Here is a 25774-nt window from a genome sequence, read left to right as displayed (position 1 = left end):
CTCGGGAGCTGCCACGCATGAAACGCTTCGCCGACCTCTATCGCGAACTGGACGAAAGCACCGCCACGGGCGACAAGCGCGCGGCGCTGATCGCGTATTTCCGTGACGCGCCGCCGCGCGATGCGGTGTGGGCGCTGTACCTGCTGTCCGGCGGCAAGCTCACCGGCGCACGCCAGAAGATCGCCGGCACCAACGAGCTGCGCGCGTGGATCGCGCAGGTCTCGGCCACGCCCGACTGGCTGGTGGACGACAGCTACGACCACGTCGGCGACCTGGCCGAAACGCTGGCGCTGCTGCTGGATGATCCGACCGATCCTCCGCCGGACCTCGGCCTGGCCGAATGGATTGAGGAACGCCTGCTGCCGGTCGCCAACCAGGATGAGGCCGTGCGCCGCGCGGTGGTGGTCGATGCCTGGCAGTCGCTGCCTTACGGCCAACGCCTGGTGTTCAACAAGCTGCTGACCGGCGCCCTGCGCGTGGGCGTCTCGCAGCGCCTGGTGCAGCAGGCGCTGGCCGAGATGAGCGGCATCGACATCTCACGCATCGCCCAGCGCATGCTGGGCACGTGGGCGCCGACGCCGCAGTTCCTGCAGGACCTGCTTTCGGAAGAAGCCCTGCCCAGCGATCGCCAACAGCCGTACCCCTTCTTCCTCGCCTCGCCGTTGGAGGCCGATGTGCAGACGCTGGGCGAGATCGGCGACTGGCGACTGGAATGGAAGTGGGATGGCATCCGCCTGCAGCTGATCCGGCGTCATGGCGAAGTCGCGCTGTGGTCGCGCGGCGAGGAGCGGCTGGATGGGCGCTTTCCCGAGATTGAACAGGCGGCTGCCACGCTCGCGCGCGACTGCGTGATCGATGGCGAACTCATGGCGTGGCGCGATGGTGAAGACGCGCCGATGCCCTTCACCGCCTTGCAGACCCGCATCCAGCGGCGCAAGCCTGGCGCGAAAACACTGGCCGACACGCCTGCGCGCGTGCTCGCCTACGACCTGCTGGAACTGGATGGCGAGGACCTGCGTGAGCGACCGCTGGACGAACGCCGCGCCCTGCTCGCCGGGTTGCTGGAGGCGCATGGCGATCCGCGCATCGTGGTCTCGCAACAGGTGCAGGCCGACAGCTGGGAAGCGGCAGCGCAACTCCGCAAAGGCTCCCGTGAGCGCGGTGTCGAAGGCCTGATGCTGAAGCGCGGCAGCTCGATCTACCAGGGCGGGCGCAAGCGCGGTGACTGGTGGAAGTGGAAGATCGACCCGCTCACCATCGATGCGGTGCTGATCTACGCGCAGGCCGGCCATGGCCGTCGCAGCACGCTCTACACCGACTACACCTTCGCGCTGTGGGACGGCGACGCGCTGGTGCCGGTGGCCAAGGCGTATTCGGGCCTGGACGATTCCGAGATCATGAAGCTCGACAGCTGGATCCGCGCGCACACCACCGAGCGCTTCGGCCCGGTGCGCGCGGTAACGCCGCATCATGTGTTCGAACTCGGGTTCGAGGCGGTCAACCTGAGCAAGCGCCACAAATCGGGCGTGGCCACGCGTTTCCCGCGCATCCTGCGCTGGCGCCACGACAAGCCGATGGCTGAGGCCGACCGGCTGGAAGACCTGAAGGCGCTGGCGCGGTGAGTGAAGCCAAACCACGCACACCGGCGCGCAAGGTCGCGCGGTTGAAGAACAAGCCGGCTGTTTCAGCTATCAAAGAAAAGCCTGCACCGCACAGCCGGCGATCGATCGAAGCGCCGCTGCTGGACTGGTTCAAGACGCGCGGCTGGAAGGCGCTGCCATTCCAGCGCGAAGTCTGGAGCCATTATTTGCAAGGCCGCTCCGGCCTGCTGCATACGCCGACCGGCAGCGGCAAGACCTTAGCCGCGTTCGGCGGGCCGCTGCTGGAAGCCGTGCGCGAGCGCAAACAGCTGACCACCGCGCTGAAGAAGAACCGCGTGCGCCCGCTGCAGGTGCTGTGGATCACGCCGCTCAAGGCGCTGGCCGCCGACACCACGCGCGCCCTCAACAAGGCCATCGCCGGCGTCGGCCTGGACTGGCAGGTGGGCCAGCGCACCGGCGATGCCAGCGCACGCGACAAGCGCCTGGCGCGTGCGGGCAAGCTCGACGTGCTGGTGACCACACCGGAGTCACTCGCACTGCTGCTGTCCTACCCCGACACTGCACCGCAGCTGCAGGACATCCGCGCGGTCATCGTCGACGAATGGCATGAGCTGCTGGCCAACAAGCGCGGCGTGCTGTTGCAGCTGGGCCTGGCGCGGTTGCGCAAGCTATCGCCCGGCATGCGCACCTGGGGCCTGTCGGCGACGCTGGGCAATCTGGAAGAAGCGCGCGATGCGCTGCTGCCCAACACGCCTGACGCGCCGATGGTCGCCGGCGTGCGGCCGCGCACGCTCACGCTGGAGACGCTGCGTCCCAAGGCCGGCGAACGCTTCCCCTGGTCTGGTCATCTCGGCCTGGCGCAGCTCTCGCGCGTGCTGGAAAAACTGCTGGCGGTGAAGACCAGCCTGGTGTTCACCAACACCCGCGCGCAGGCCGAGCTATGGCATCAGGCGCTGTCGTCGGTCTGGCCGGAAGACCCGGCCACGCTCGCCCTGCATCACGGCTCGCTCAGCCCCAAGTTGCGCAATGAAGCCGAACAAGGCCTGCGCTGCGGCACGTTGCGCTGCGTGGTCGCCACCTCCAGCCTGGATCTGGGTGTGGATTTCCCCGCCGTCGATCAGGTGCTGCAGATCGGCAGTCCCAAGGGCATCGCGCGACTGCTGCAACGCGCCGGTCGCGCGCGCCATCGGCCGGGCGAGGCTGGCCATGTGGTGTGCGTGCCGACGCATGCGCTGGAGCTGGTCGAGTACGCCGCCGCGCGCCAGGCCATCGCCCGCAACGAAATCGAACCGCGCCACGCGCCACGCCTGTCGCTGGATGTGCTGGCCCAGCATTGCGTGACGCTGGCGTTGGGCGGCGGCTTCGATCCCAATGCCTTGCTAGAAGAAGTGCGCGGCACCCAGGCCTTCGCCCAGCTGGACGATGAAACGTGGCAGGCCGTGCTGGACTTCATCGAACGCGGCGGCAGCGCGCTGGACCGCTATCCGGATTACCACAAGGTCGTGCGCGACGAAGATGGCGTCTATCGCGTGCACGACCGCAAGGTCGCGCTGCGCCATCGCCTGTCCATCGGCACCATCACCAGCGATGGCAGCGTGCAGGTGAAGTTTCTGCGCGGCGGCGGGCTGGGCTCGATCGAGGAACTGTTCGTCGGCCGCCTGCGCCGCGGCGACCGCTTCCAGTTCGCCGGCCGGATGCTGGAGCTGGTGCGGCTGGAGGACATGACCGCTTACGTGCGCATGGCCAAAGGCGGCGATGGCACCGTGCCCAAGTGGATGGGCGGGCGCATGCCGCTGTCGTCCGAGCTGGGGCGCGAGGTGGAAGCGGTGTTCGGCGGCGATCACGCGGCACCCGAGCTGCGTTCCATCGCGCCGCTGCTGGCCCTGCAGGAACGTCTCTCCGCCCTGCCCGCACCCGGCACGCTGCTGTGCGAACAGGTCAAGGCGCGCGACGGCTTGCACGTGTTCCTGTATCCGTTCGCCGGCCGCCAGGTGCACGAAGGCCTGGCCGCACTGCTGGCGCTGCGCTGGGGTCGCCTGCAGTCCAACACCTTCGCCTTCGCCGCCAATGATTACGGGCTGGTGCTATCGCCTGCGAACGCTGCCGAATTGGACAAAGCCGCGTTGCACGCGTTGTTGCAACCCGAACACCTGATCGAAGACCTCACCGCCAGCCTCAACCTGGGTGAACTGGCACGGCGCCAATTCCGCGAAATCGCACGCGTCTCCGGCCTGCTGCCGCCATCGCTGCCGGGCAAGACGCCGCGCAGCATGCGCCAGCTGCAGGCTTCCAGCGGGCTGCTGTTCGACGTGCTGACCCGCCACGATCCCGATCATCTGCTGCTGGGGCAGGCGCGCCGCGAGGTCTTCAGCGGCACGCTGGAACTGGACCGCCTGGCCGCCACGCTGCACGATTGCGCCCAGCGTCGGCTGCGTCTGCACCGCCCCACCAGCCTGACGCCGCTGTCCTTCCCGCTGTGGGCCGAAAGCCTGCGCGGGCAGCTCAGCACCGAGGACTGGAAGACGCGCGTGCAGCGCGCCGCGCAGCAGTTGGAAAAGAAGCATGGCCGTTGAGCTGGACCTGGAGATTGCCGGTGAACCGATGCGCGCCCTGGGCGACCGCGCCCTGTACTGGCCGGCGCGCCGGCGGCTGCTGATCGCCGATCTGCACCTGGGCAAGGGCGATGTGTTCCGTCGTGCCGGCATCTCCCTGCCCAGCGGCGGCACCTCGCACGATCTGGCCCGCCTGGCCGCATTGCTGGCGCACACAGATGCGCAGGAGCTGTGGATCCTGGGCGATGTGCTGCACGGCCCCGCGCCGCAGGCCAGCTGGCGCCGCCGCGTGGACGAATGGCGCCGCCAGCACCATCGCGTGCGCGTGGCTGCACTGGCGGGCAATCACGATCGTGCGCTGGCCGCCGCCACCGACCTGGGCTTCGAACTGCTGCCCGACAGCGTCGACGATGGTCCGTTCCAGCTACGCCACGATCCACATCCGCACGAGGAACTGCACGTGCTGTGCGGCCATCTGCATCCGGTGTTCAAGACGCCGGGCACGACGCAACGCTGGCCGGCCTTCCTGCTGCGCGAGCGGCTAACGGTGCTGCCGGCGTTCTCGCAGTTCACCGCCGGCGTGGAGCCGGACCTTGCGACGGGCGAACAACTGATCGTCTGCGTCGAAGGCGAGGCCATCGCGCTGCCTGCGGCTTAGGGCATCTCGGCCGCTGCCAGCGCTGGCACTGGCGCCGGCAGCACCGACACGTTCGCCAGCGCTTCGAGAAAACCCGGCGCCAACGCCAAGCGGCCGAACAACCCGCGCTGGGTGCCACTGAGCACGCGCAACATATGGCCGCGCCCACCGGGCATGCGCCCCAGCGGCAGGAAGGCGGCGTCGCGCAGCGCGGCCACGCGATCGCGGTTGGACTGGAACAGCGGCGTCAACCAGCGGCTCCAGAACTGGTAGATCGCCACATGCGCCTGGCGCTGCTGCTGGTAGCGCGCCAGCGCCGCGGGCAGCGCGGCTTCGGCACGCAACGCGTCGCGCAGGGCCGCCGCGTCCATCAGCGCCATGTTGACGCCCTGCCCCAGCTGCGGGCTCATCGCATGGGCCGCATCGCCCATCAGCAGCAGGCGGTCGCGATGCCAGGTGTGCAGCACTGCATCGCGATACCCGGCGCGCGCCAACTGCGTGCAGCCGGTCAGCTGATGCAGGCGCGCATCGGCCTGCGGCCACATCGCCGCGACCTCTTCGCGCCACGCGGGCATGCCGCCCTGCTCCCAGGCCGCGAACCCATCGGCCGGCAGGCTCCAGAAGAAACTCAGCCGCGGCGTGTCATCGCCCGGACGCGTGCCGACCGGCAACATGCCGATCATCTTGCGCGCGGCGATGTAGCGCTGGCGCAGCTCGTGCGGCCAGGCCCAATCCTCCTGCGGCACCAGACACCACAGCGCGCCCCACGGATAGGCCGCATCCGAACGCACGCCCTGCGTATGCCGGCGCAGCGCCGAGCCCGCGCCGTCGGCGGCGATCACCAGGTCGAACGGCCCATGCCAGGTGCCAGATGCATCGCGCACGCGCCGGGTGTCGTCGCTCACTTCCGTGATGCGCGTGCCGCAGCGTACGCCGCCGAAGCCGCTCCAGGCCTGCGCCAGCAGCGAGAACAACGCGCCACGCTGCATGCCCAGCCCGAACAGCTGCGGGTCCAGATCGAGATAACGCATGTCCATCACCGCGCGGCCGGCGGGCGTTTCGCCATACAGGCGCTCGATCCGGCGCCCATGCATCAGCGCCTGGGGCAGCAGGCCCATCTCCCACAGCACCTGCAAACCGGTGGGCTGCAGCAGGAAGCCCGCACCGACCGGCCCCAGTTCCGGCGCCTGTTCGAATACTTCAACCTGATGGCCATCGGCCGCCAGCAGCGCCGCGGCCGTCTGGCCTGCGGTGCCGTAACCGACGATGGCGATGCTGTGCCGTGTCCCTGGCATGTCGTGATGTCCTTCAGTCCTGTTGGCACATGGTCGCATGTGCCAACAGCGTGCTGCGATCAGGCCACGTAGATCGTCTTGATATTGGTGAACTCGTGCATGCCGTGATTGGCCAGTTCGCGGCCATAGCCCGAGCGCTTGCTGCCGCCGAACGGCAACCGCACATCGCTCTTGACGATCGCATTGACGAAGGCCGCGCCGCACTGCAGCTGCTGGGCCACGCGCTCGCCACGCTGCGCATCGGCCGTCCACACGCTGCCGCCAAGGCCGAAGCTGGTGTCGTTGGCCACACGGACCGCATCGGTCTCGTCCCGGACCCGCAGGATGCTGGCGACAGGCCCGAACAGTTCTTCCTCGTAAGCCGGCATGCCGGGCTGCACGCCGTCCAGGATGGTCGCCGGGTATTCCGCATGCCCTTCGCCCGGCTTGCCGCCCAGCAACACCGTGGCGCCATTGGCCACGCTGCTGGCGACCTGGTGATGCAGTTCGTCGCGCAGGTCTTGGCGCGCCATCGGTGCCAGGGTGGTGGCCGCGTCGTTGGGATCGCCGGTCTTGAGCTTGCCGGCGGCTTCGACGAAGCGCTGCACGAAGGCGTCTGCAATCGCATCGACCACGATGAAGCGCTTGGCCGCGATGCAGGTCTGGCCTGCGTTGTCGAACCGGCCTTTCACCGCGGCCGCGACGGTCTTGTCCAGATCGGCATCGTCCAGCACCACGAAGGCATCGCTGCCGCCCAGTTCCATCACGCACTTCTTGAGCACGCTACCGGCGGTGGCGGCGATCGACTTGCCTGCGCGCTCGGAGCCAGTCAGCGTGATCGCGGCCACGCGCGGGTCCTTGATCACTTCGGCGGCCTGGTCATTGTCGATATGCAGCACGCCGAACACGCCTTCCGGCACGCCGCCTTCGCGCAGCGCATCGGCAATGGCATCGGCGCAGCGCGGCACGTTGCTCGCATGCTTCAGCAGCACCGTGTTGCCCACCATCAGGGTTGGCGCCAGGAAACGGAACACCTGCCAGATCGGGAAATTCCACGGCATCACCGCGAACACGCAGCCGATCGGCTCGTAGCGCACATAGCTGGACTGCGCCTCGGTCTTGATCGGCTCGTGCTGCAGGTACTTGGACGCATTTTCCGCATAGAAATCGCAGGCGTCGGCGCACTTGTCGATCTCGGCCAGCGCCTCCTTCTTCAGCTTGCCCATCTCGGCGGTCATGACCTGCTGGATGGCGTCGCGACGCGCACGTAGCGCGGCCCCGACATTGCGCAACACCGCGCCGCGTGCGTCGAGCGAGCGCTGCGCCCATTCGGGGAAGGCCGCCTGCGCGGCATGCAGCGCGGCCTCCACCGCGTTGGCGCCCATCAACGCCTGTCGATGCTCGACCTGGCCGGTCGCGGGATTGGGGACTTCGGTCATCATGTGCGGCTCCGCAAATCTCGGAAACAGGCGCACATGATCCGCTCCGGCCTGTTACCCAGCCGTGGGCGGGCTGTTCTCGTGCAAGCGCCACACTTGTGAGAGCTGCTTCAGCAGCGATGGGGCTTTCTCAGGAGTGCCTCATCGCTGCTGAAGCAGCTCCCACAACAGCAGTTCCTCGTGGCCTTTAGCGGGCCGCGCTGTCCTGCTGCGCCGCGCCCGGTACCGGCGCGTCCTGCCAGCCCAGGCCCAGGCTCTTCTGCAGGGCCACGTAATCCACCAACAGCTGCACCTGCGCCTGCACGGCGCTGTCTGAGGCGTTGAGCTGCTGGCGCTGCACGTCCAGCAGGTCGATCAGCGAGGATGCCCCCGCGTCGCGTCGCTGCTGCATCAGCATGGCCGCGCGGTCGGCCGAGGTCTGTGCCTGCTGCGCGACCAGCACCTGCTTGCGCGCCGAACCGAAATTGGACAGCGCGGTATTGGCGTCCTGCAGCGCGGTCAGCACGGTGTTTTCGTATGCCGCAGCCCGGCCTTCGGTACCGGCACGCGCCTGGGCGACCTGCGCCTTGATCCGGCCGAAATCCAGGATCGACCAGCGCAGCACCGGCGCCACCACCGTCGCGGCCGAATCAGCGCCCAGGTCGCCCGGCGAGGTCGCCACCGAGGCCAGGCTGCCGTACAGCGTGACCTGCGGGAAATAGGCGGACAGCGCTTCGCCGATCTGCGCGTTGGACCCGGCCAGTTCGCGCTCGGCCTGGCGCACGTCGGGGCGGCGGCGGATCAGCGCCGCCGGGTCGTCGACCGGGATCTGCGCCGGCAGCCTCGGCAGGGCGTTGGCTTGTGCGAGCCGGTCATCCAGCGCGCCCGGCGCCTGGCCGATCATCAGCGCCAGCTGGTCCAGCGCGGCATCGCGCTGGGCTTGCAGCGGCAACAGCATCGCCTGCTGTTGCTGCAGCTGGCCGCGCATGCGCTCGACCTGCAAATCAGACGCCGCGCCGCGGCTGCGCCGCTGCGCGGTTAAGTCCAGCGACTGCTGCGCACTGTCCACGTTGCGTTGCCCGAGTTCGATCCGCTGCTGCAGCCCGCGATAGTTCAGATAGACCTGGCCGATCTCGGCGGCCAGGCGCACCTGCGCATCGGCCAGCTGTGCCTGCGCGGACTCGGCCTGCGCGGCCGCACCTTCCAGCGCACGACGGCGGCGGCCGAAGAAATCCAGCTCCCAGCTCGCATCGAACCCGGCCACGTACATGTTCGTGTCCAGGTCCGCGTCCTGCGTCGCCTGGCGGATGGCGGTGCCGGTGGCCGGGTCGGTGGCCTGGGCGATGCCCTCGCCCGCATCGCGAAGGCCATCCTTCACCGAATCCGGCGCTTCCACGCGCGCGTAGGCGCCGAGCGCGCCGACCTGCGGCAGGCGTTCGGCACGGCGCTGCGCGGACAGGCCGCGCGCGGCGCGCACCTTGGCATCGGCCGCACGCAGGTTGGGGCTGTTGGCCAGCGCGGTCTCGATCAGCCAGTCCAGTTGCGGATCGTTCAACGCGCGCCACCACTGGCTGGGCGGCGCGGCGTTGACCACGCCGGCGTTCGCGGCGCGGCGCAGCTGCGGTGCGTTGACCGCTTCGGGCGCGACGTCCGGGCGCACGTAGTCCGGCCCCAGCACGCAGCCGGACAGGATCAGGACGCTGGCCACGGCCAGCGCAGGGAGCGCGCGGCGCCAGGGAGCCTGCCGGGCTTGACCCGGCCGGTCTGCAAATCCGCCTGATGCGGTCCATCTTTCCGCCGCTTCTGGGCCCGTAGCCCCGCTACGCGCCGGCGAATCGTCGAAAACCTGGCCTCGCACAGGCGGATTTTCGACTCGACCGGTCAAACCCGGCAGACTCCTGGAATCAGTGCATCGCAAGGTGCGCCCCTTTCGGCAAAGGCTTGAGCAGGAAGGCCAGCGGGATCGAACAGCCCACGATCACGCCGAAGATCCAGAACAGGTCGTTGTAGGTCATCACCAGTGCCTGCACCTGGGTGATGCGCGCCAGTGCGCCGATGGCCTGCATCGCCGCATCGCCGCCGCTGCCGTGCAGCGCGCCGGTGATCTGCTGCAGGAAGTCCTGGCCCATCGGCGAGTTGGCCGTGGTCGAACTGCCCAGCACCTGCGTGTGATAGGTCAGGCGCCGGTCCTGGAAGGTGGAGATCAGCGCCAGGCCGATCGAGCCGCCCAGGTTGCGCGCGGCGTTGAACAGGCCCGAGGCATCGCCGGCCAGCTCCTTGGGCACCGAGCTGATCGCGGCCTGGTTGAGCGACATCATCGCCAGCGCCAGGCCCACGCCCTGCAGCAACTGTCCGGCGACGAAGGAGCTGCCGACGCTGGTCGAGGTCAGGTCCATGTTGATGAAGCAGGCGATGCCGAAGCACAGCAGCCCGCCGATCACCAGGATCCGCACGTCCACCGTTTCCAGCAGCTTGGGCATGAACGGCATCAGCAGTACCGTCGGCAGGCCCTGCAGCAGCAGCACGTAGCCGGACTGCTCGGTGTTGTAGCCGGAGACCATCGCCAGGAACTGCGGGATCATGTACATCACGCCGAACAGGATCATGCCCACGGCGAGCATCATGAAGAACACCGCGCCGAAGCTGCGGTTGAGCAGCACCTTGAGCTGGATCACCGGCTCGCGGCTGAAGACCTGCGACAGCAGCAGCGCGGCAAAACCCACCGCGGCCAGCCCCGACAGCCACAGGATGAATTCCGATTCGAACCAGCGCTCGCGCTGGCCTTCCTCCAGCACCACGGTCAGCCCGCCCAGGCCTGCGGTGAGCCCGAAGATGCCGAGCCAGTCGGCGTCCAGCAGCCCCGCCCAATGCGCCTTTTCGTGTTGCAGGCCCAATAGCAGCAGCGCCAGCAGGCCGATGCACACCGGCACATTCAAGAAGAACGCGTAGTGCCAGCTCACGTTCTCGGTCAGCCAGCCGCCCAGCAGCGGGCCGATCACCGGCCCCATGATCACGGTCATGCCGAACAGCGCCGTGCCCATCGTCTGCTGCGCCGGTGGCAAGCGCGTGGCCACGATGGTCAGCGCGGTGGGAATCAGCGCGCCACCGGCAAAGCCCTGGCCGATGCGGCCGATGATCATCATCGGCAGCGAGGTTGACAGCCCGCACATCACCGAGAACGCGGTGAACATCACCGCGCAGATCACCAGGAAGTTGCGCAGGCCCAGCGTGCGCACGAACCAGCCGGTGAGCGGGATCATGATGATCTCGCTCACCAGGTACGCGGTGGAAATCCACGTGCCCTCGGTGCCGCTGGCGCCGACCTCGCCCTGGATGGTCGGCAGCGCGGCGTTGACGATGGAGATATCCAGCGTCGCCATGAACGAGCCGATCGTGCCGGCGGCTACGGCCAGCCACGCGCCGGCGTCGGCCTTCTGCACGGCTTGCGGTGCAGCGTCGCCAGCGCTGGCGCTGGTGCTGCTCACGGCTTGTCGCGGTCCTGCGCGTCGGCGCGATCGGCTTCGTCCTGGGTCCTGTCCTTGGCATCCTTGGCCGAACGCGTATCGACCGTCGCGGTCACCGACATGCCGGGCACCAGCACCTTGCGCGCCTCGGCGCCGGCATCGACGCGGATGCGCACCGGCACGCGCTGCACGACCTTGGTGAAGTTGCCGGTGGCGTTCTCCGGCGGCAGCAGCGCGAACTGCGAGCCCGTGCCGGGCGACAGGCTTTCGACATGGCCGCGCAGGGTCACGCCGGACAGCGCATCGACCTTGATCTCGACCGGCTGACCTTCGCGCATCAGGCCGACCTGGGTTTCCTTGAAATTGGCGGTCAGGTACAGCGCATCGACCGGCACGATGGTCATCGTGCGCGCGCCGGCGCTGAGGAACTGGCCCACCTGCACGGTCTTGTCGCCCAGGCGGCCGGCGATTGCCGCCTTCAGGTGCGTATCTTCCATCGCGACCTGAGCCTGGTCGACGTTGGCCTGGGCCTGCTTGAGGCCCGCCTGCGCCTGCTCCAGCTGTGCCTCGCCCGCGGCGATCTGGCTGTCGGCCCCGGTAACCTGCGCGCGCGCGGCGTCGTACTGCGCCTTGGCCTGGTCGCGTTGCTGGTGCAGCTGTTCCTGGTGCTCGTGCGTATCGGCACCCGACGCGGCCAGCGGTGCGAAGCGCGCGACTTCGGCGTTGGCGAACTTCAGCTGCGCCGCGGCCGAGGTCACCTGCGTGCGCGACTGCGCCAGCTGCGCGCGATAGCCGTCCACGCCCGCCTGCGCGGCCACGATGTCGGCCTGGCGCACGGCCACCGCGGCCTGCGCCTGTTCCAGCTGCGCGCGATAGGTGCGGTCGTCGATCTGCAGCAGCGGCTGGCCCGCCTTCACCCAGGCGTGATCCTGCACGAACACCTGGGTCACATAGCCATTGACTCGCGGCGCCACGGCGACCGAATCGGCCTGCAGGTAGGCGTCGTTGGTTTCCTGCAGATAGCGGCCGACCAGCAGGTGGTGCACCAGCCAGACGATGAACAGCACCACGGCCAGCAGGCCGAGAATAATCAGGGTCCACTTCACCCGCGGGTTCTTCAGCGGCGAGGGCTTCTTGTCTTCGCCCTGCCCGTCCTGGGGTTCGGAAGCGCGCGCGTCATCGTGGCGGCGGTCGTCGTCGTGGCTGCTCAAGGTCGCGGATCCTGCGCGGGGGTGAGGTGGTCAAGGCGCCCGGCCTGGATCAGCGCCGGACGCCCTGCACGAAGGCCGCAGGATCCCAGATCACCGCGACCGTATTAGTCGCGCAAGTGAAACTCCAAGTACCACTTCCTGTCAACCGTTGTCCTGCAGCGCCAACTGCATGTCCAGCTTGCGGCGCTTCTCGCTGCGGTACATCAGCCACCAGCCGATGAAGGCGCAGACCGAGACGATCACGATCATCAAGGTCGCCAGCGCGTTGATCTTCGGGCTCAGGCCCAGCCGCACCGAGGAGAACACCTTCATCGGCAGCGTGGTCGAGCTGGGGCCGGAGACGAAGCTGGCGATCACCACGTCATCCAGCGACAGCGTGAACGCCAGCAACCAGCCCGAGACCAGCGCCGGCGCGATGATCGGCAGCGTGATCAGGAAGAACACCTTGATCCGGTTGGCGCCAAGGTCCATCGCCGCTTCTTCCAGCGACTTGTCCAGCTCGGCCATGCGCGAGGACACCACGACGGTGACGAAGGCCAGCGCGAAGGTCGTGTGGGCGATCCAGATCGACATCATCCCCTTGGGCTGGAAGTGAAACAGGTCACCCAGCGAGACGAACATCAGCAGCATCGACAGGCCGATGATCACATCGGGCATCACTAGCGGCGCGGTGATCAGGCCGCCAAACAAGGTCTTGCCGGGGAAGCGACGCATCCGCGTCATCACCAGCGCCGCCAGCGTGCCCAGCACGACCGAGGCCGTCGCGGTCCAGAACGCGATCCGCAGGCTGACCCAAGCCGCATCCAGCATCGACTGGTCGCGCAGCAGTTCGCCATACCACTTGAACGAAAACCCGGCCCAGACCGTCGCCAGGCGCGAACTGTTGAAGCTCCAGATGATCAGCAGCAGCACCGGCAGATACAGGAAGGCAAAGCCCAGCCCCAGGATCGTCCAGGTGGGCCAGCGCGCACGGCCGACGGTACTCATGTCAGCCTCCCTTCGATCTCTTTCTGCTGGACCCGGTTGAAGATCAGGATCGGGATCATCAACAGCAGCAGCATCGCGATCGCCACCGCCGAGGCCAGCGGCCAGTCGCGGTTGGCGAAGAACTCATTCCACAGCACGCGGCCGATCATCAGCGTGTCCGGGCCACCCAGCAGTTCGGGGATCACGAACTCGCCCACCGCCGGGATCATCACCAGCATGCAGCCGGCGATGATGCCGGCGCGCGACAGCGGCAAGGTGATCTTGAGGAAGGCCTTCCACGGCCGTGCGCCCAGGTCGTAAGCCGCTTCCAGCAGGCGCCCGTCATGCTTGACCAGGTTGGTGTACAGCGGCAGCACCATGAACGGCAGGTAGCAGTAGACGATGCCGATGTAGGCGGCCAGCGGGGTGTACAGGATCTGCCGGCCTTCGATCCAGCCCATCGACTGCAGCGCGTCGATCACGCCGAGCTTTTCCAGCAGCTGCCCGCCCGGACCACTGCTCTTGAGAATGCCGATCCACGCGTACACGCGAATCAGGAACGAGGTCCACGACGGCAGCACCACCAGCATCATCGCGATGTTGCGGCTGGACGGTGGCAGCTTGGAGATGACATAGGCCATCGGGTAGCCGACCAGCAGCGTCAGCAGCGTGGCGATCGCCGCGATCTTCAGCGAACTCCAGTACGCGGCGATATAACCGTTCTGCAGCGCGCCTAGCTGCAGGAAGTTGGACAGGTTGAGCTTGAGCGCGACCTCGGCGTTGTCCACTTCCAGGATCGGCGTATACGGCGGCATCGCGATCGCCAACCGCGCGAAAGAAATCTTCAGCACGATCAGGAACGGGATGGCGAAGAACACCAGCATCCACAGGTAGGGAATGCCGATCACGCCCCAGCGCGGGCCGGGCGTCACCTTGCGCAGCAGTTCGAAGAGGGTCGGCGTGCTCATTGGGTCAGCACCACGCCATCGTTGTCGCCCCACCACACCCAGACCGTGTCGCCCCAGGTCAGGCCCTCGCTGGCCCAACGCTGGACGTTGGCGAAGTTGGCCATGATGGTGAAGCCGCTGGCCAGTTTGACGTGATAGACCGAGTGGCTGCCGAAGTAGGCAATGTCCTCGATCACGCCCTTGGATTTGTTGTGCGGCTGGGCCGGCTCACTCTTGGCGATGCCGAGTTTTTCAGGACGGACCGCGAAGGAGACTTCCTGGCCTTCGAATCCCGAGATGCCGTGGCCGATGTAGATATCGGTGTCCAGCTGCGGCGAGCGCAGGGTCACGAACTCCGGCTCGTCCTGGTCGATCACCGCGGTGATCATGTTGACCGAACCGATGAAGCTGGCGGCGAAGCGATTGGCCGGCTGCTCGTAGATTTCATCGGGCGTGCCGACCTGGCGGATACGGCCGGCGTCCATCAGCGCGATACGCGTGGCCATGGTCATGGCCTCTTCCTGATCGTGGGTGACCATCACGCAGGTCACGCCGGTCTTCTCGATGATCGACACCAGTTCCAGCTGCATCTGCGTACGCAGCTTCTTGTCCAGCGCGCCCATCGGCTCATCGAGCAGCAAGAGCTTCGGCCCCTTCGCCAGCGAGCGTGCCAGCGCCACGCGCTGCTGCTGGCCGCCGGAGAGCTGGTGCGGCTTGCGCTTGGCCAGCTTGTTCAACTGCACCAGCGAGAGCATCTCTTCCACGCGCCTGGCGATATCCGGCTTGGACATGCCGTCCTGCTTGAGCCCGAAAGCGATGTTCTGCTCGACCGTCATGTGCGGGAACAACGCGTAGGACTGGAACATCATGTTGATCGGCCGCTCATACGGCGGCAGGCCATTCAATTCCTGGCCGTCCAGGAAGATATGCCCAGCAGTGGGATGTTCGAACCCGCCCAGGCAGCGCAGCAGCGTGGACTTGCCGCAGCCCGAGCCGCCCAGCAGCGCGAAGATCTCGCCCTTGCGGATCGACAGGTTGGTGTCGTCCACGGCCAGGAAGCCGTCGAATTCCTTGCGCACGTTCTCGATGCGCAGGTAACCCTCTGCGCCCGGCGTGGGTGATGGCCCGTGGCCTGCAACTGCCTGTTGTTCCACTGCTGCCATGTCGATCCCCGTCAGTGCCTCGTGCCGCCCGGCGCGCGTGGCGCCGGCGGTGCGTGCTTGCGTTCACTGGCGCGTGTGCGGGCCTTGCGCCCGCCACACGGCAAGCGGGGCAGGCCTTGCTGGCCCGCCCCGCGGTGGTCTTACTTGTTGGTCTTCAGGTCAGTCCACAGCCTGGTGTACTGCTTGTCCACTTCCGGCGGGATGATGGCGAAGGTGAAGAGTTTTGCGGCCACTTCCGGCGGCGGATAAATCGTCGGATCGCTGGTGATCTGCTTGTCCATCAGGTCCTTGGCCTTGGGAATGGCGTTGGGATAGCTGATGAAGTTGGAATTGTTGGCCATCACCTGCGGATCGAGCAGGTAGTTGATGTAGGCGTAGGCGTTGTCGACGTTCTTGGCGTCCTTCGGGATCGACAGCATGTCGAACCAGAGCGGCGCGCCTTCCTTCGGGATCGAGTACGCGATCTTGACGCCGTTACCGGCTTCCTCGGCGCGGTCGCGCGCCTGGATCACGTCACCGGACCACCCCACCACCAGGCAGGTATCGCCGTTGGCCATCGCGTCGATGTAGGACGAGGAATGGAACTGGCTGATCGAAGGCCGGATGGTCTTCAGCAGCGCGGCGGCCTTGTCGATCACCTTCGGATCGGTGCTGTTGGGGTCTTCGCCCAGGTAGTTGAGCGCGATCGGCACGATCTCGCTGGGCGTATCCAGGAAGGTCACGCCGCAGTCCTTGAGCTTGGCCAGGTTCTCCGGCTTGAACACCAGGTCCCAGCTGTTGGTGACATCGGTGTTGCCGAAGATCGCCTTGATCTTGTCCACGTTGTAGCCGATGCCGGTGGTGCCCCACATGTACGGCACGGCGTACTTGTTGCCGGGGTCCTGTTTCTCGATCCGTTTCATCATCTCCGGGTCGAGGTTGGCCAGGTTGGGGATCTTGGCCTTGTCCAGCGGCAGGAACACGCCGGCCTGGATCTGGCGGCCGAGGAAGTTCAGCGTCGGCACCACCACGTCGTAGCCGCTGGAACCGGCGAGCAGTTTGGCTTCCAGCACCTCGTTGCTGTCGAACACGTCATAGGTGACGGTGACACCGGTGGCCTTCTCGAAGTTGGCGTTGGTGTCCTCGGCGATGTAGTCGGACCAGTTGTAGACGTTGACCGTCTTGGAGCCTGCGGCCGGTGCCGCGCCCTCGCCCGCGGCTGGCGCCGCCCCGTCCTTGCCGCCACCGCCGCAGGCGGCCAGCGTGGCCGTCGTCAGCATCACACCCAGCATTCGCAACTTCATCGTGTCTCTCCACTTGAGGCCCCATCCATGCGGGGCATTGAGCAGGCAGGACGGACCGCAACATCGCAGGCCGTGCGTTTGGTCCCTCCCCAGGGAAACGTCACACGCCAATGGCCTCGGCCGTGTCTTCCAGTGCGGCCCAGGCTTTCTCGAACAGCTCGTCGACCTGCGCGCGTGTGATCACCAGCGGCGGTGACAGCAGCATCGAATCGTAGGTCGCACGGAGGATCAATCCATGTCGCAACGCGTGGTCACGGCAGAGCGCCCCCACTGTACCGCGCTCGTCGAAGGTTGTGCGCTGGCCCTTGTGCGGGACCAGTTCGAGCGCGCCCATCAGCCCGGCAATGCGCGCCTGGCCGACCAGGCGATGTTCGCCCAGCTCGGCCCAGCGCTGCGCCAGGTACGGCGCGATCTGCGTCTTGGCTGTCTCCACGATGTGTTCTTCCTGGAGGATGCGGATGTTCTCCAGCGCCACCGCCGCGCACACCGGATGGCCGGAATACGTCGCGCCATGCGCCAGCTCGCCACCCTGCGCCTTGAGCACGCCGGCGACGCGATCATTGAACATCGCCGCGCCCAGCGGGATGTAGCCGGAGGTGATGCCCTTGGCGATCGTCATGACATCGGGCATGAAACCGAAGTGTTCCGAGCCGAACCATTCGCCGGTACGGCCGAAGCCGCAGATCACTTCATCGGCCACCAGCAGCACGTCGTACTTGCGGCAGATGCGCTCGATTTCCGGCCAGTAGGTGCGCGGCGGGATATAGACGCCGATCGCGCCCATGATCGGCTCGCCGATGAAGGCGGCCACGCGCTCGGGGCCGAGTTCTAGGATCTTGTCTTCCAGCCGGCGCGCGGCGACCAGGCCGTATTCGTCTTCGGAGAGATCGCCCCCGTCGTAGAACCAGAACGGCGGTTCGATATGCGCGATATCCGGGATCGGCAGGCCGCCCTGCTTGTGCATACCCTTCATGCCGCCCAGGCTGGCACCGGCCATCGTGGTGCCGTGGTAGCCGTTGTGGCGACCGATGAAGATGTTCTTTTCCGGCTGGTCCTGCACCGCCCAGAAGTGGCGCACCAGGCGCAGGATGGTGTCATTGGCTTCCGAGCCGGAATTGACAAAGAACGCGTGGTTGAGATCGCCCGGGGTCAGCTCGGCCAGCTTGGCCGCCAGCCGGATCGTCGGCTCGGTCGTACACTGGAAGAAGCTGTTGTAGTAGGCCAGCTGCGTCATCTGTTTCGACGCGGCCTCGCCCAGCTCACTGCGGCCATAGCCGACGTTGACGCACCACAGCCCGGCAAAGGCATCGAGCAGCTTGTTGCCTTCGGCATCCCAGACGTAGCAGCCCTCGCCCTTGGTCAGGATGCGCGTGCCCTTCTGCGCTAGTGCGGCGTTGTCATTGAACGGATGCAGGTGGTGGGCGGCATCGAGGTCTTGGAGGATGCGGGTCTGCTGGGTATCCATCACTTGTTTCTCAACTTTTGAAGGCAAGGGCAAGCGCTTTCGCGCTTGCAGCGCGAGCTACTTTTGTCATGGCAAAAGTAGCCAAAACCGTGGGCACCGCCTCAAACAGGGGGTGGTCAACGCAATCCGATGCTTCGCATCGGTCCCCTGTGCTTCTCGCAGGCCCGGGCACGGCGCCCAAACTCGCTTCGCTCAAACAAAGGCGCCTCTTCGACCCGAACCTGCTGCGATGCGCGGCTTGTTACACGTTTAACAGCAAGAACTCGCGTTCCCACGAACTGATCACCCGGAAGAACGTCTCGTATTCCTTGCGCTTGACCGAGATGTAGGCGCGCACGAAGCGCGGGCCCAGCAGTTCGTGCAGCGCGGTAGCGCCTTCCAGTTCGTCCAGCGCCTCGCCCAGCGAGCGCGGCAACTCAAAGCCGAAGTCCTGCGCGCTGGACGCCAGCGGCTTGGTCGGGCTGAGCTTGCCCTGGATACCGAGCAGGCCGCAGGCCAGCGTCGCGGCCATTGCCAGGTAGGGATTGGCATCGGAGCCGGCGAAACGGCTCTCCACGCGCGTATTGTCCAGCGTGTCCTTGGGCACGCGCAGGCCGCAAGTGCGATTGTCGTAGCCCCACTGCACGTTGATCGGCGCCACCTGGCCGATCGCCAGGCGGCGGTAGGAATTCACGTTGGGCGCGAAGAACGCCATCGTCAGCGGTGCGTACTTCTGCAGGCCGCCGATGTAATGGTGGAAGGTCTTGCTCTCCTTGCCTTCCACCTTGCCGGCGAAGACGTTCTTGCCGCTCTTGCGATCCAGCACGCTCTGGTGGATATGCATCGCGCTGCCGGGCTCGTTCTCCATCGGCTTGGCCAGGAACGTGGCGTAGATGCCGTGGCGCAGCGCGGCCTCGCGCATGGTGCGCTTGAACAGGAAGACCTGGTCGGCGCGGCTGAGCGCGTCGGCATGGGTGAAGTTGACCTCCAACTGCGCGGCGCCGGATTCGTGGATCAACGTGTCCACGTCCAGCTCCATCGCGTCGCAGTAGTCGTACATCAGGTCCAGGATCGGGTCGAACTCGTTGACCGCGTCGATGGAGTACGACTGGCGCGCGGTCTCCGGGCGGCCCGAGCGCCCGGCCGGCGGCAGCAGCGGGAAATCCGGGTCGGTGTTCTTCTGCACCAGGAAGAACTCCAGCTCCGGCGCGACCACCGGCTGCAGGCCTGCTTCCTCGTACGCCTTGAGCACGCGGCGCAGCACGTTGCGCGGCGCCAGGTCGTGCGGCTGGCCGTCCTTGGTCCAGCAGTCGTGGATCACCTGCGCGGTCGGATCAGCCGCCCACGGCACCATGCGCACCGTCGAAGGATCGGGCCGCAGGAACATGTCCGAGTCCGACGGACTGGTCAGCTCGTAATAGTCGTCCGGGTAATCGCCGGTGACGGTGGTGGCGAAAATGCCTTCGGGCAGGCGCGTGCCGTAGTCATGGCTGAATTTGTCGGCCGGGATGATCTTGCCGCGGGCGATGCCGGTGATGTCCGGCACCAGGCATTCGACCTCGGTGATGCGTCGCTCCTTGAGCCAGCGCCGCAGGGAGTTCTCGGGCTGTTCGATCGGCGTGGATTGCTGGGTCTGGCGACGGCTCATGCGAAGGCAGGTTCCTGGCGAAGACGGGCACGGGCGCGGCAGGCATCGCCGAAGGCGCGGAAAATACCGGTGTAGAAGGCGTTCTGGGTGACCTTCCACTCCGGGTGCCATTGCACGCCGAGCAGGAAGGTCTCGCCAGCATGGCGGAAGGCTTCGATCAGACCATCGGGCGCGGTGGCTTCGACGATCAGGCTGTCGGCCAAGCGTTTCACGCCCTGCCCGTGCAGCGAGTTGACGTGCTGCTGCGCACCGCCGAACGCCGCCAGCACGCCACCAGGCGACAGCGCCACCGCATGGGCCGGGCCGTACTGCGCATCCAGCGGTGCGTCCTTGTCCTCGCGATGATCCATGAAGCCGGGCACCTCGTGCACTTTCTGGTGCAGCGTGCCGCCCAGCGCCACGTTCACTTCCTGGAAGCCGCGGCACACCGCCAGCACCGGCACCCCAGCCGCCAGCGCCGCGCGGACCAGGGGAAGCGTGGTGCCGTCGCGCGCCGGGTCATGCAGGTTGCCGTCCCAGCTGGGTTCGTCGGAATAGTGATGCGGCTCGATGTTGCTGACCGCGCCGGTGAGCAGCAGGCCATCCACGGTGTCCAGCAGCACGGCCGGATCCAGCGCCGGCGTCAGGGCCGGCCACAGCAGCGGCACCCCGCCTGCGCCGTCGACCACCGCCCGCACGTATTTCTCGCCGACGGCCAGAAACGGGTGCAACCCGATCTGCTTGCGGTCGGTGGGAATTCCGATCAGCGGCGGCTTGGCCATGCGGGATGCAGCTCGCGTGGGGCGTTGCCGCAAAGTAGCGTGGGCGTTTTATTTTTACAACACGGCAGCCGCCAGCGCCTGGATTTCGCGGACTGGATGGGCTTTTGCGGCCAGGACCGGCGCGCAATGTTGAGTATTCTTGACAGCGCCACGCCCTGATAAGCTGGCCCGAACCGCTGCGTAAGGCTGCCATGACCGCCCGTTCCGACGCCTCCGACGACGCCCTGCGCGCCCGCGATGCCGCCACCCTGGCGTCCCTGCCCGACCTGGAATCGGTCGACCTGCTGCTGCCGGACATGAATGGCCTGCTGCGCGGCAAACGCATCACCGCCGATGCGCTGGACAAGATCTACCGCGATGGCGTCTGCCTGCCGATGTCGCTGATCGCCACCGACATCACCGGCAACACGGTCGAGGAGACCGGCCTGGGCTACGACATCGGCGATGAGGACCGCATCTGCCGGCCCGTGCCCGGCTCGTTGCGGCCGGTGCCGTGGTCGCCGCGGCCGATGGCCCAGCTGCTGCTGGCGATGGAGGACGGCCACGGCGGCGTGTTCGAAGCCAACCCGCGCGAGGTGTTGCGCCGGGTCGTACAGCGCTTCACCGAGAAGGGCCTGACCCCGGTAGTGGCGATCGAACTGGAGTTCTATCTGTTCGACCGCCTGCCCGGTATCGATGGCCGCCCGCAGACCGCGGTCAACCCCAACACCGGCGCGCGCAATGCGTCGACGCAGGTCTATTACATGGAAGACCTGGACGACAACCGCGGCTTCATCGATGCGGTGTCGCGCGCGTGCCAGGCGCAGGACATCCCGGCCGATACCGCGGTGGCCGAATACGCACCGGGCCAGTTCGAGATCAACCTCAAGCATCGCGCCGACGCCGTGCGCGCCTGCGACGAGGCGGTGATGCTCAAGCGCACCATCAAGGCCGTGGCCCAGCAACAGGGCCTGCAGGCGAGCTTCATGGCCAAGCCGCACGTGGACCAGGCCGGCAGCGGCCTGCATGTGCACGTGAGCGTGCTGGATCGCGAGGGCCACAACATCTTCGCCGGCAGCGAAGCCGCGCCGGCCGACACATTGCGCCACGCTATCGGCGGCCTGCAGCGCAGTGCGCGCGACACCATGTTGCTGTTCGCCCCGCACGCCAACAGCTATCGCCGCTACGTGCTCAACGCCTTCGTGCCGCTCGGCGACACCTGGGGCTTCAACAACCGCACTGTCGCGATGCGCATCCCGCACAGCGATGCGAAGAACGCCCGCATCGAGCACCGCATCGCTGGCGCCGATGCCAACGTCTACCTCGCCTGCGCCGCGGTGTTGGCCGGCATGTTGCATGGGCTGGAGCAGCAGTTCGATCCGGGCCCGCCGATCGTCGGCAACGCCTACGAGCAGACCGAAAACCGCAGCCCGTACTGGCGCCAGTCGATCGACGACTTCCTGGCCAGCGACTTCATCGCCAGCCAGTTCGGCGAGCGCTTCCGCCATATCTACGGCCAGCAGAAGCTGAAGGAACTGCGCAGCTTCGAAACCCAGGTCACCGACCTGGAATACGCCTGGTACCTGCGTGCGGTCTGATCCCGCGCACGCCGGTTATCCGCCCAGCTGGTACGCCGCCAGCGTCGCTCCACTGCCGCCGCAGCCCGCGCTGGCAGGCCGCGTCGAGTGCGATGTCTGCATCCTCGGCGCCGGTTACACCGGCCTGTCTGCGGCGATGGAACTGGCCGAAGCCGGCTATCGCGTCGTGGTGCTGGAAGCGCAGCGCATCGGTTGGGGCGCCTCCGGTCGCAACGGCGGCCAGGCCATCGTCGGCTTCGGCTGCGGTGAAGAAAAGCTGGAAGCGCTGGTGGGGGCGGACGACGCCAAGCGCATGTTCGACCTGTCGCTGGAAGGCCTGGATTGGCTGCATGCGCGCCTCGCCCGCCATGGGATCGAGGCGCATTGGCGCCCCGGCCACGCGACCGTGCCGCTCAAACCCCGCCAGCAGCGCGACGTGCAGGCGATGGTCGAACACTTCAACACGCGCTACGACCATCCGGTCGCATGGTGGGACCGCGAACGCCTGCGCGAGACGTTGGCCAGCGACCGCTACCTCGGTGCGCTTTACGACCCCATCAGCGGCCACCTGCATCCGCTGGCCTATGCGCTGGGCCTGGGCCGCGCCGCCATCGCCGCCGGCGTACAGGTCTTCGAGCGGTCAGAAGTGACCCAGCTGGTGCGCGGTACGCGCCCCGTCTTCAAGACCGCCCAGGGCGAAGTGCACTGCGATTTCGCGGTGCTGGCCGGCAACGCGTTGCTGCACGGGATCGCGCCGGAACTGGAAGCGCGGATCATGCCGGTCGGCACCTATATCGCCGCTACCGCGCCGCTGGGCGAGGCAGGCGCGAAGGCCTTGATCGGCAACGACATGGCCGTGGCTGATACCGCCTGGGCGCTGGACTATTACCGGCTCAGCCACGATCACCGACTGCTGTTCGGCGGCCGCGCCAGCTATTCCGGGCGCGATCCCGGCGACCTGCAGGCGATCATGCGTCGGCGCATCGCGGGCGTGTTTCCGCAGCTGGGCGATATCGCGCTGGACTACGTGTGGGGTGGTTTCGTCGACATCTCGCTCAACCGCGCCCCGCACTGGGGGCGGCTGCAGCCGAACCTGTATTTCGCCCAGGGCTTCTCCGGCCACGGCGTGGTGGCGACCGGGCTGGCCGGCAAGCTGATCGCCGAGGCCATCGCCGGCCAGGCGCAGCGACTGGACCTGTTCGCGAAGATCAAGCACGCGCCCTTCCCCGGCGGCCAGGCCTTGCGCACGCCGCTGCTGGTCGCGGCGATGAGCTGGTACAAGCTGCGCGATGCGCTGTGGTGAACCAGCCGCCACATTGACGCGGCAGAAAAAGAAACGGGCCCGGTGTTTCCACCGGGCCCGTTGCGTTTGAAGCGATGCCGCTGGATCAGTGCTTGACGCTGTCGTGGCGACGGATTGCCAGCAGCGCCACGATCGTGATCACACCGGCCGCGCTCAGGTAGAAGCCCACCGACTGCACGCCATAGGCATCGGCCAGCATCTTGGCCACGTACGGCGCCGGGGCGGCGCCCAACACGCTGGCCAAGTTGAACGACAGCGACGAGCCGGTGTAGCGCACTTCGGTCGGGTAGACCTCCGAGAGCAGCGTGCCGACCGGGCCGTAGGTCCAGCCCATCACGAACAGGCCGATGCACAGGAAGGCGATCACCAGGCCCGGATGCCCGCCCTGGAACAGCACCGGGAACAGCAGGCCGAAGATCACGATGCCCACGCTGGCCACGATCATCGCGCCGCGTGCGGTGAAGCGGTCGCCGAACTTGGCCGACAGCGGGATGCCGGCGGCGAAGAACAGCATGCCCACCATCTGCATCAGCAGGAACTGCTGCTTGGTGTAGCCCAGCACGCCGGTGCCGTGGCCCAGCGCGAACACGGTCATCAGGTAGAACAGCACGAAGGTCGCCAGCGCGCCCAGCGTGCCCAGCACCAGCGGGCCGAGGTGCTGCGAGAACACCGCGCGGAACGGCACGCGAAGGCGCTCGTTACGCTCGATCGCCTTCTGGAAATCCGGCGTCTCGTTGATGCTCAGGCGCACCCACAGGCCGACGATCACCAGCAGCGCCGAGGCCAGGAACGGCACGCGCCAGCCCCAGTCGGAGAACTGCTCGGGGGTCAGCGACGCGCCCATGATCAGGAAGGTCGAGGCCGACAGCAGAAAGCCCAGCGGCGCGCCCAGCTGCGGGAACATGCCGTACCAGCCGCGCTTGCCCGGGGGCGCATTCTCGGTGGCCAGCAGCACCGCGCCGCCCCACTCGCCGCCCAGGCCGATGCCCTGGCCGAAGCGGCACAGGGTCAGCAGCACCGGCGCCAGGATGCCGATGCTGTGGTAGGTCGGCAGCAGGCCGATCACCACCGTCGAGATGCCCATCGTCAGCAGGGCCGCCACCAGCGTGGCCTTGCGGCCGATGCGGTCGCCGAAATGGCCGAACAGTGCCGAGCCCACCGGGCGCGCCACGAACGCCACCGCGAAGGTCGCGAGCGAAGCAAGCTGCGCCGCCACCGGATTCTCCGGCGAGAAGAACAGGTGCGGGAACACCAGCACCGCAGCGGTGGCGTAGATGTAGAAATCGAAAAACTCGATGGTGGTGCCCATCAGGCTGGCCAGCAGGACGCGGGACGGCTTGTTGGCGGGGACGGCGGCGACGGAGGACATCTTCAGGATTTGTTCCGGTAACAAAGCGGGCGGATTCTGTCACGTTTGATCCGCTTCGGCGCCATTGGTTGCAGCGGTGACCGTTGGACGCGCGGAACAGGACGATTTACGGGTCGAGCCCTTCCACCGCATCGCGTGCCAGCGGCACCAGTCCGTCGCCGCCTTCGCGCACGTAGCGCAGCAGTTTGCGGCGCATGCCGGGCTCCCAGAACCGCACCAGATGCTGGCGCACCCCCTCAGCGCCGGCGGCCGGATCGGCCTCGGCCTGGAAGTAGGCGGCGATGTCGTTGGCCATCTCGACCAGTCGCACGGTGCGTTCGCTGCCATCGCTCATGGCGCGGCCTCCTGTTCGATGAAACGCCGGGGATGGGTGTAGACCGCATGGCCGTCGTCGCGGGCAAAGCCGAGCAGGGTCAGCCCGGTGCGTTGGGCCAGCGACAGTGCCAGCGCGGTCGGCGCGGAGATGGCGGCCATGAAGGCGATGCCGGCGCTGGCCGCCTTCATCGCCATCTCGTAGCTGGCCCGGCTGGTGACCACCAGGAAGCCGGCCTGCGGAGCGTGCCCGGCGCGATGCATCGCGCCGATCAGCTTGTCCAGCGCGTTGTGGCGACCGACGTCCTCGCGCACCAGCACCACGCGCCCATCGGCCAGCGCCCAGCCGGCCGCATGGGTCGCACCGGTGCGCGCATTGAGCGGCTGCAGGCTGCGCAGTTCGCGCAGGGCGCGCTGGAGCGCGGTGGACGTCACCGCGATGCCCTCGCCCACCGGTGCTGGCGAACGCAGCGCGGCTTCCAGCAGTTCGCTGCCGCAGACGCCGCAGCCGCTGCGCCCGCTCATGCTGCGCCGGCGCTGCTGCAGGACCTGCTCGCGCTCGACGGGAATGCGCACGCGGATCTCCACGCCTTCCAGCAGATGTTCGACCGAGGTGACCTGCGCATCATCAAGCGATTCGACGATCCCTTCGCTCAGCGCGAAGCCCTGGGCGAAGTCTTCCAGGTCGCCCGGCGTGGCCATCATCACGGCGAAGGGCGCGTCGTTGTAGACGAAGGCCACCGGCACTTCTTCGGCGATGTGGTCGTCCACGGTGCGCGCGGTATCGCCGCGGCGCCGGGCGACGCTGCGCACGACGCTGCCGGCATCTTCGTTCAACACAGATGTTTCTTGATGGGTCATCGCC

At 67.3% G+C, this 25774-nt stretch carries 20 protein-coding genes; 5 read left to right on the top strand and 15 right to left on the bottom strand.

Annotated elements, in window-relative coordinates; genetic code table 11:
• The first annotated feature begins 17 nt into the window (after positions 1-17).
• From BMZ17_RS13845 to pdeM, 3 genes are all read left to right on the top strand, one after another.
• The gene (locus BMZ17_RS13845; protein WP_093139120.1) at positions 18-1622 is read left to right on the top strand and encodes an ATP-dependent DNA ligase; all 1605 of its coding nucleotides are present in this window, start codon (positions 18-20) and stop codon (positions 1620-1622) included.
• Between the two features lie 104 nt (positions 1623-1726).
• Complete coding sequence (locus BMZ17_RS13840) at positions 1727-4174, top strand: ligase-associated DNA damage response DEXH box helicase (protein ID WP_093139843.1); 2448 nt, start codon at positions 1727-1729, stop codon at positions 4172-4174.
• Positions 4164-4811 (top strand): ligase-associated DNA damage response endonuclease PdeM, encoded by a 648-nt coding sequence (gene pdeM / locus BMZ17_RS13835; RefSeq protein ID WP_093139119.1) that lies wholly within the window; start codon positions 4164-4166, stop codon positions 4809-4811. Before BMZ17_RS13840 ends, pdeM begins: the two co-directional genes overlap by 11 nt.
• On the opposite strand, the gene BMZ17_RS13830 is transcribed toward pdeM, so the two are convergent.
• From BMZ17_RS13830 to BMZ17_RS13775, 12 genes are all read right to left on the bottom strand, one after another.
• Positions 4808-6085: an FAD-dependent oxidoreductase gene (locus BMZ17_RS13830; RefSeq protein ID WP_093139118.1), complete on the bottom strand. Its 1278-nt coding sequence runs from the start codon at positions 6083-6085 to the stop codon at positions 4808-4810. The genes pdeM and BMZ17_RS13830 overlap by 4 nt on opposite strands.
• A gap of 59 nt (positions 6086-6144) precedes the next feature.
• Positions 6145-7506 (bottom strand): NAD-dependent succinate-semialdehyde dehydrogenase, encoded by a 1362-nt coding sequence (locus BMZ17_RS13825; protein ID WP_093139117.1) that lies wholly within the window; start codon positions 7504-7506, stop codon positions 6145-6147.
• A gap of 184 nt (positions 7507-7690) precedes the next feature.
• Complete coding sequence (locus BMZ17_RS13820) at positions 7691-9190, bottom strand: efflux transporter outer membrane subunit (RefSeq protein ID WP_254775304.1); 1500 nt, start codon at positions 9188-9190, stop codon at positions 7691-7693.
• Positions 9191-9386: 196 nt separating this feature from the next.
• On the bottom strand, positions 9387-10967 hold the full coding sequence (locus BMZ17_RS13815) for an MDR family MFS transporter (protein ID WP_093139116.1): 1581 nt from the start codon (positions 10965-10967) through the stop codon (positions 9387-9389).
• Positions 10964-12157 (bottom strand): HlyD family secretion protein, encoded by a 1194-nt coding sequence (locus BMZ17_RS13810; protein ID WP_093139115.1) that lies wholly within the window; start codon positions 12155-12157, stop codon positions 10964-10966. The genes BMZ17_RS13815 and BMZ17_RS13810 overlap by 4 nt, the downstream gene beginning before the upstream one ends.
• Before the next feature lie 141 nt (positions 12158-12298).
• Entirely contained in the window at positions 12299-13144 is an 846-nt protein-coding gene (locus tag BMZ17_RS13805) for an ABC transporter permease subunit (RefSeq protein ID WP_093139114.1), read from the bottom strand.
• The gene (locus BMZ17_RS13800) at positions 13141-14091 is read right to left on the bottom strand and encodes an ABC transporter permease subunit (protein WP_093139113.1); all 951 of its coding nucleotides are present in this window, start codon (positions 14089-14091) and stop codon (positions 13141-13143) included. The genes BMZ17_RS13805 and BMZ17_RS13800 overlap by 4 nt, the downstream gene beginning before the upstream one ends.
• A complete protein-coding gene (potA, locus tag BMZ17_RS13795; RefSeq protein WP_254775303.1) occupies positions 14088-15233 on the bottom strand; it encodes an ABC transporter ATP-binding protein in 1146 nt (381 codons plus the stop codon). Before potA ends, BMZ17_RS13800 begins: the two co-directional genes overlap by 4 nt.
• A gap of 140 nt (positions 15234-15373) precedes the next feature.
• Positions 15374-16516, bottom strand: coding sequence for a polyamine ABC transporter substrate-binding protein (locus BMZ17_RS13790; RefSeq protein WP_093139112.1), 1143 nt, complete (start codon positions 16514-16516; stop codon positions 15374-15376).
• A 100-nt stretch (positions 16517-16616) separates the two neighbouring features.
• The gene (locus BMZ17_RS13785; RefSeq protein WP_093139111.1) at positions 16617-17981 is read right to left on the bottom strand and encodes an aspartate aminotransferase family protein; all 1365 of its coding nucleotides are present in this window, start codon (positions 17979-17981) and stop codon (positions 16617-16619) included.
• Positions 17982-18222: 241 nt separating this feature from the next.
• Entirely contained in the window at positions 18223-19608 is a 1386-nt protein-coding gene (locus BMZ17_RS13780; RefSeq protein WP_093139110.1) for a glutamine synthetase family protein, read from the bottom strand.
• Positions 19605-20369 carry a gamma-glutamyl-gamma-aminobutyrate hydrolase family protein gene (locus tag BMZ17_RS13775; protein WP_093139109.1) on the bottom strand — a complete coding sequence of 255 codons (765 nt, stop codon included), beginning with the start codon at positions 20367-20369 and terminating at the stop codon, positions 19605-19607. The genes BMZ17_RS13780 and BMZ17_RS13775 overlap by 4 nt, the downstream gene beginning before the upstream one ends.
• Positions 20370-20560: 191 nt before the next feature.
• Between BMZ17_RS13775 and BMZ17_RS13770 the strand changes: the two genes are divergently transcribed.
• A complete protein-coding gene (locus BMZ17_RS13770; RefSeq protein WP_093139108.1) occupies positions 20561-21946 on the top strand; it encodes a glutamine synthetase family protein in 1386 nt (461 codons plus the stop codon).
• Positions 21936-23228, top strand: a complete 1293-nt coding sequence (locus tag BMZ17_RS13765) for an NAD(P)/FAD-dependent oxidoreductase (RefSeq protein ID WP_093139107.1) — start codon at positions 21936-21938, stop codon at positions 23226-23228. Before BMZ17_RS13770 ends, BMZ17_RS13765 begins: the two co-directional genes overlap by 11 nt.
• An 85-nt stretch (positions 23229-23313) precedes the next feature.
• On the opposite strand, the gene BMZ17_RS13760 is transcribed toward BMZ17_RS13765, so the two are convergent.
• The 3 genes from BMZ17_RS13760 to fdhD form a co-directional block, all read right to left on the bottom strand.
• Positions 23314-24597 (bottom strand): MFS transporter, encoded by a 1284-nt coding sequence (locus tag BMZ17_RS13760; protein ID WP_175485588.1) that lies wholly within the window; start codon positions 24595-24597, stop codon positions 23314-23316.
• 106 nt (positions 24598-24703) lie between these two features.
• Positions 24704-24931 (bottom strand): formate dehydrogenase subunit delta, encoded by a 228-nt coding sequence (locus BMZ17_RS13755; RefSeq protein ID WP_254775302.1) that lies wholly within the window; start codon positions 24929-24931, stop codon positions 24704-24706.
• The gene (fdhD, locus tag BMZ17_RS13750) at positions 24928-25770 is read right to left on the bottom strand and encodes a formate dehydrogenase accessory sulfurtransferase FdhD (RefSeq protein ID WP_093139106.1); all 843 of its coding nucleotides are present in this window, start codon (positions 25768-25770) and stop codon (positions 24928-24930) included. Before fdhD ends, BMZ17_RS13755 begins: the two co-directional genes overlap by 4 nt.
• Positions 25771-25774: the final 4 nt, after the last annotated feature.

Origin of the sequence: Pseudoxanthomonas sp. GM95 (assembly GCF_900109775.1) — a bacterium.
In the GTDB taxonomy this organism is placed as follows: Bacteria; Pseudomonadota; Gammaproteobacteria; order Xanthomonadales; family Xanthomonadaceae; genus Pseudoxanthomonas_A.
Note: the sequence above shows the minus strand (reverse complement) of the source record. Positions and strands in the feature narration are given on the sequence as shown.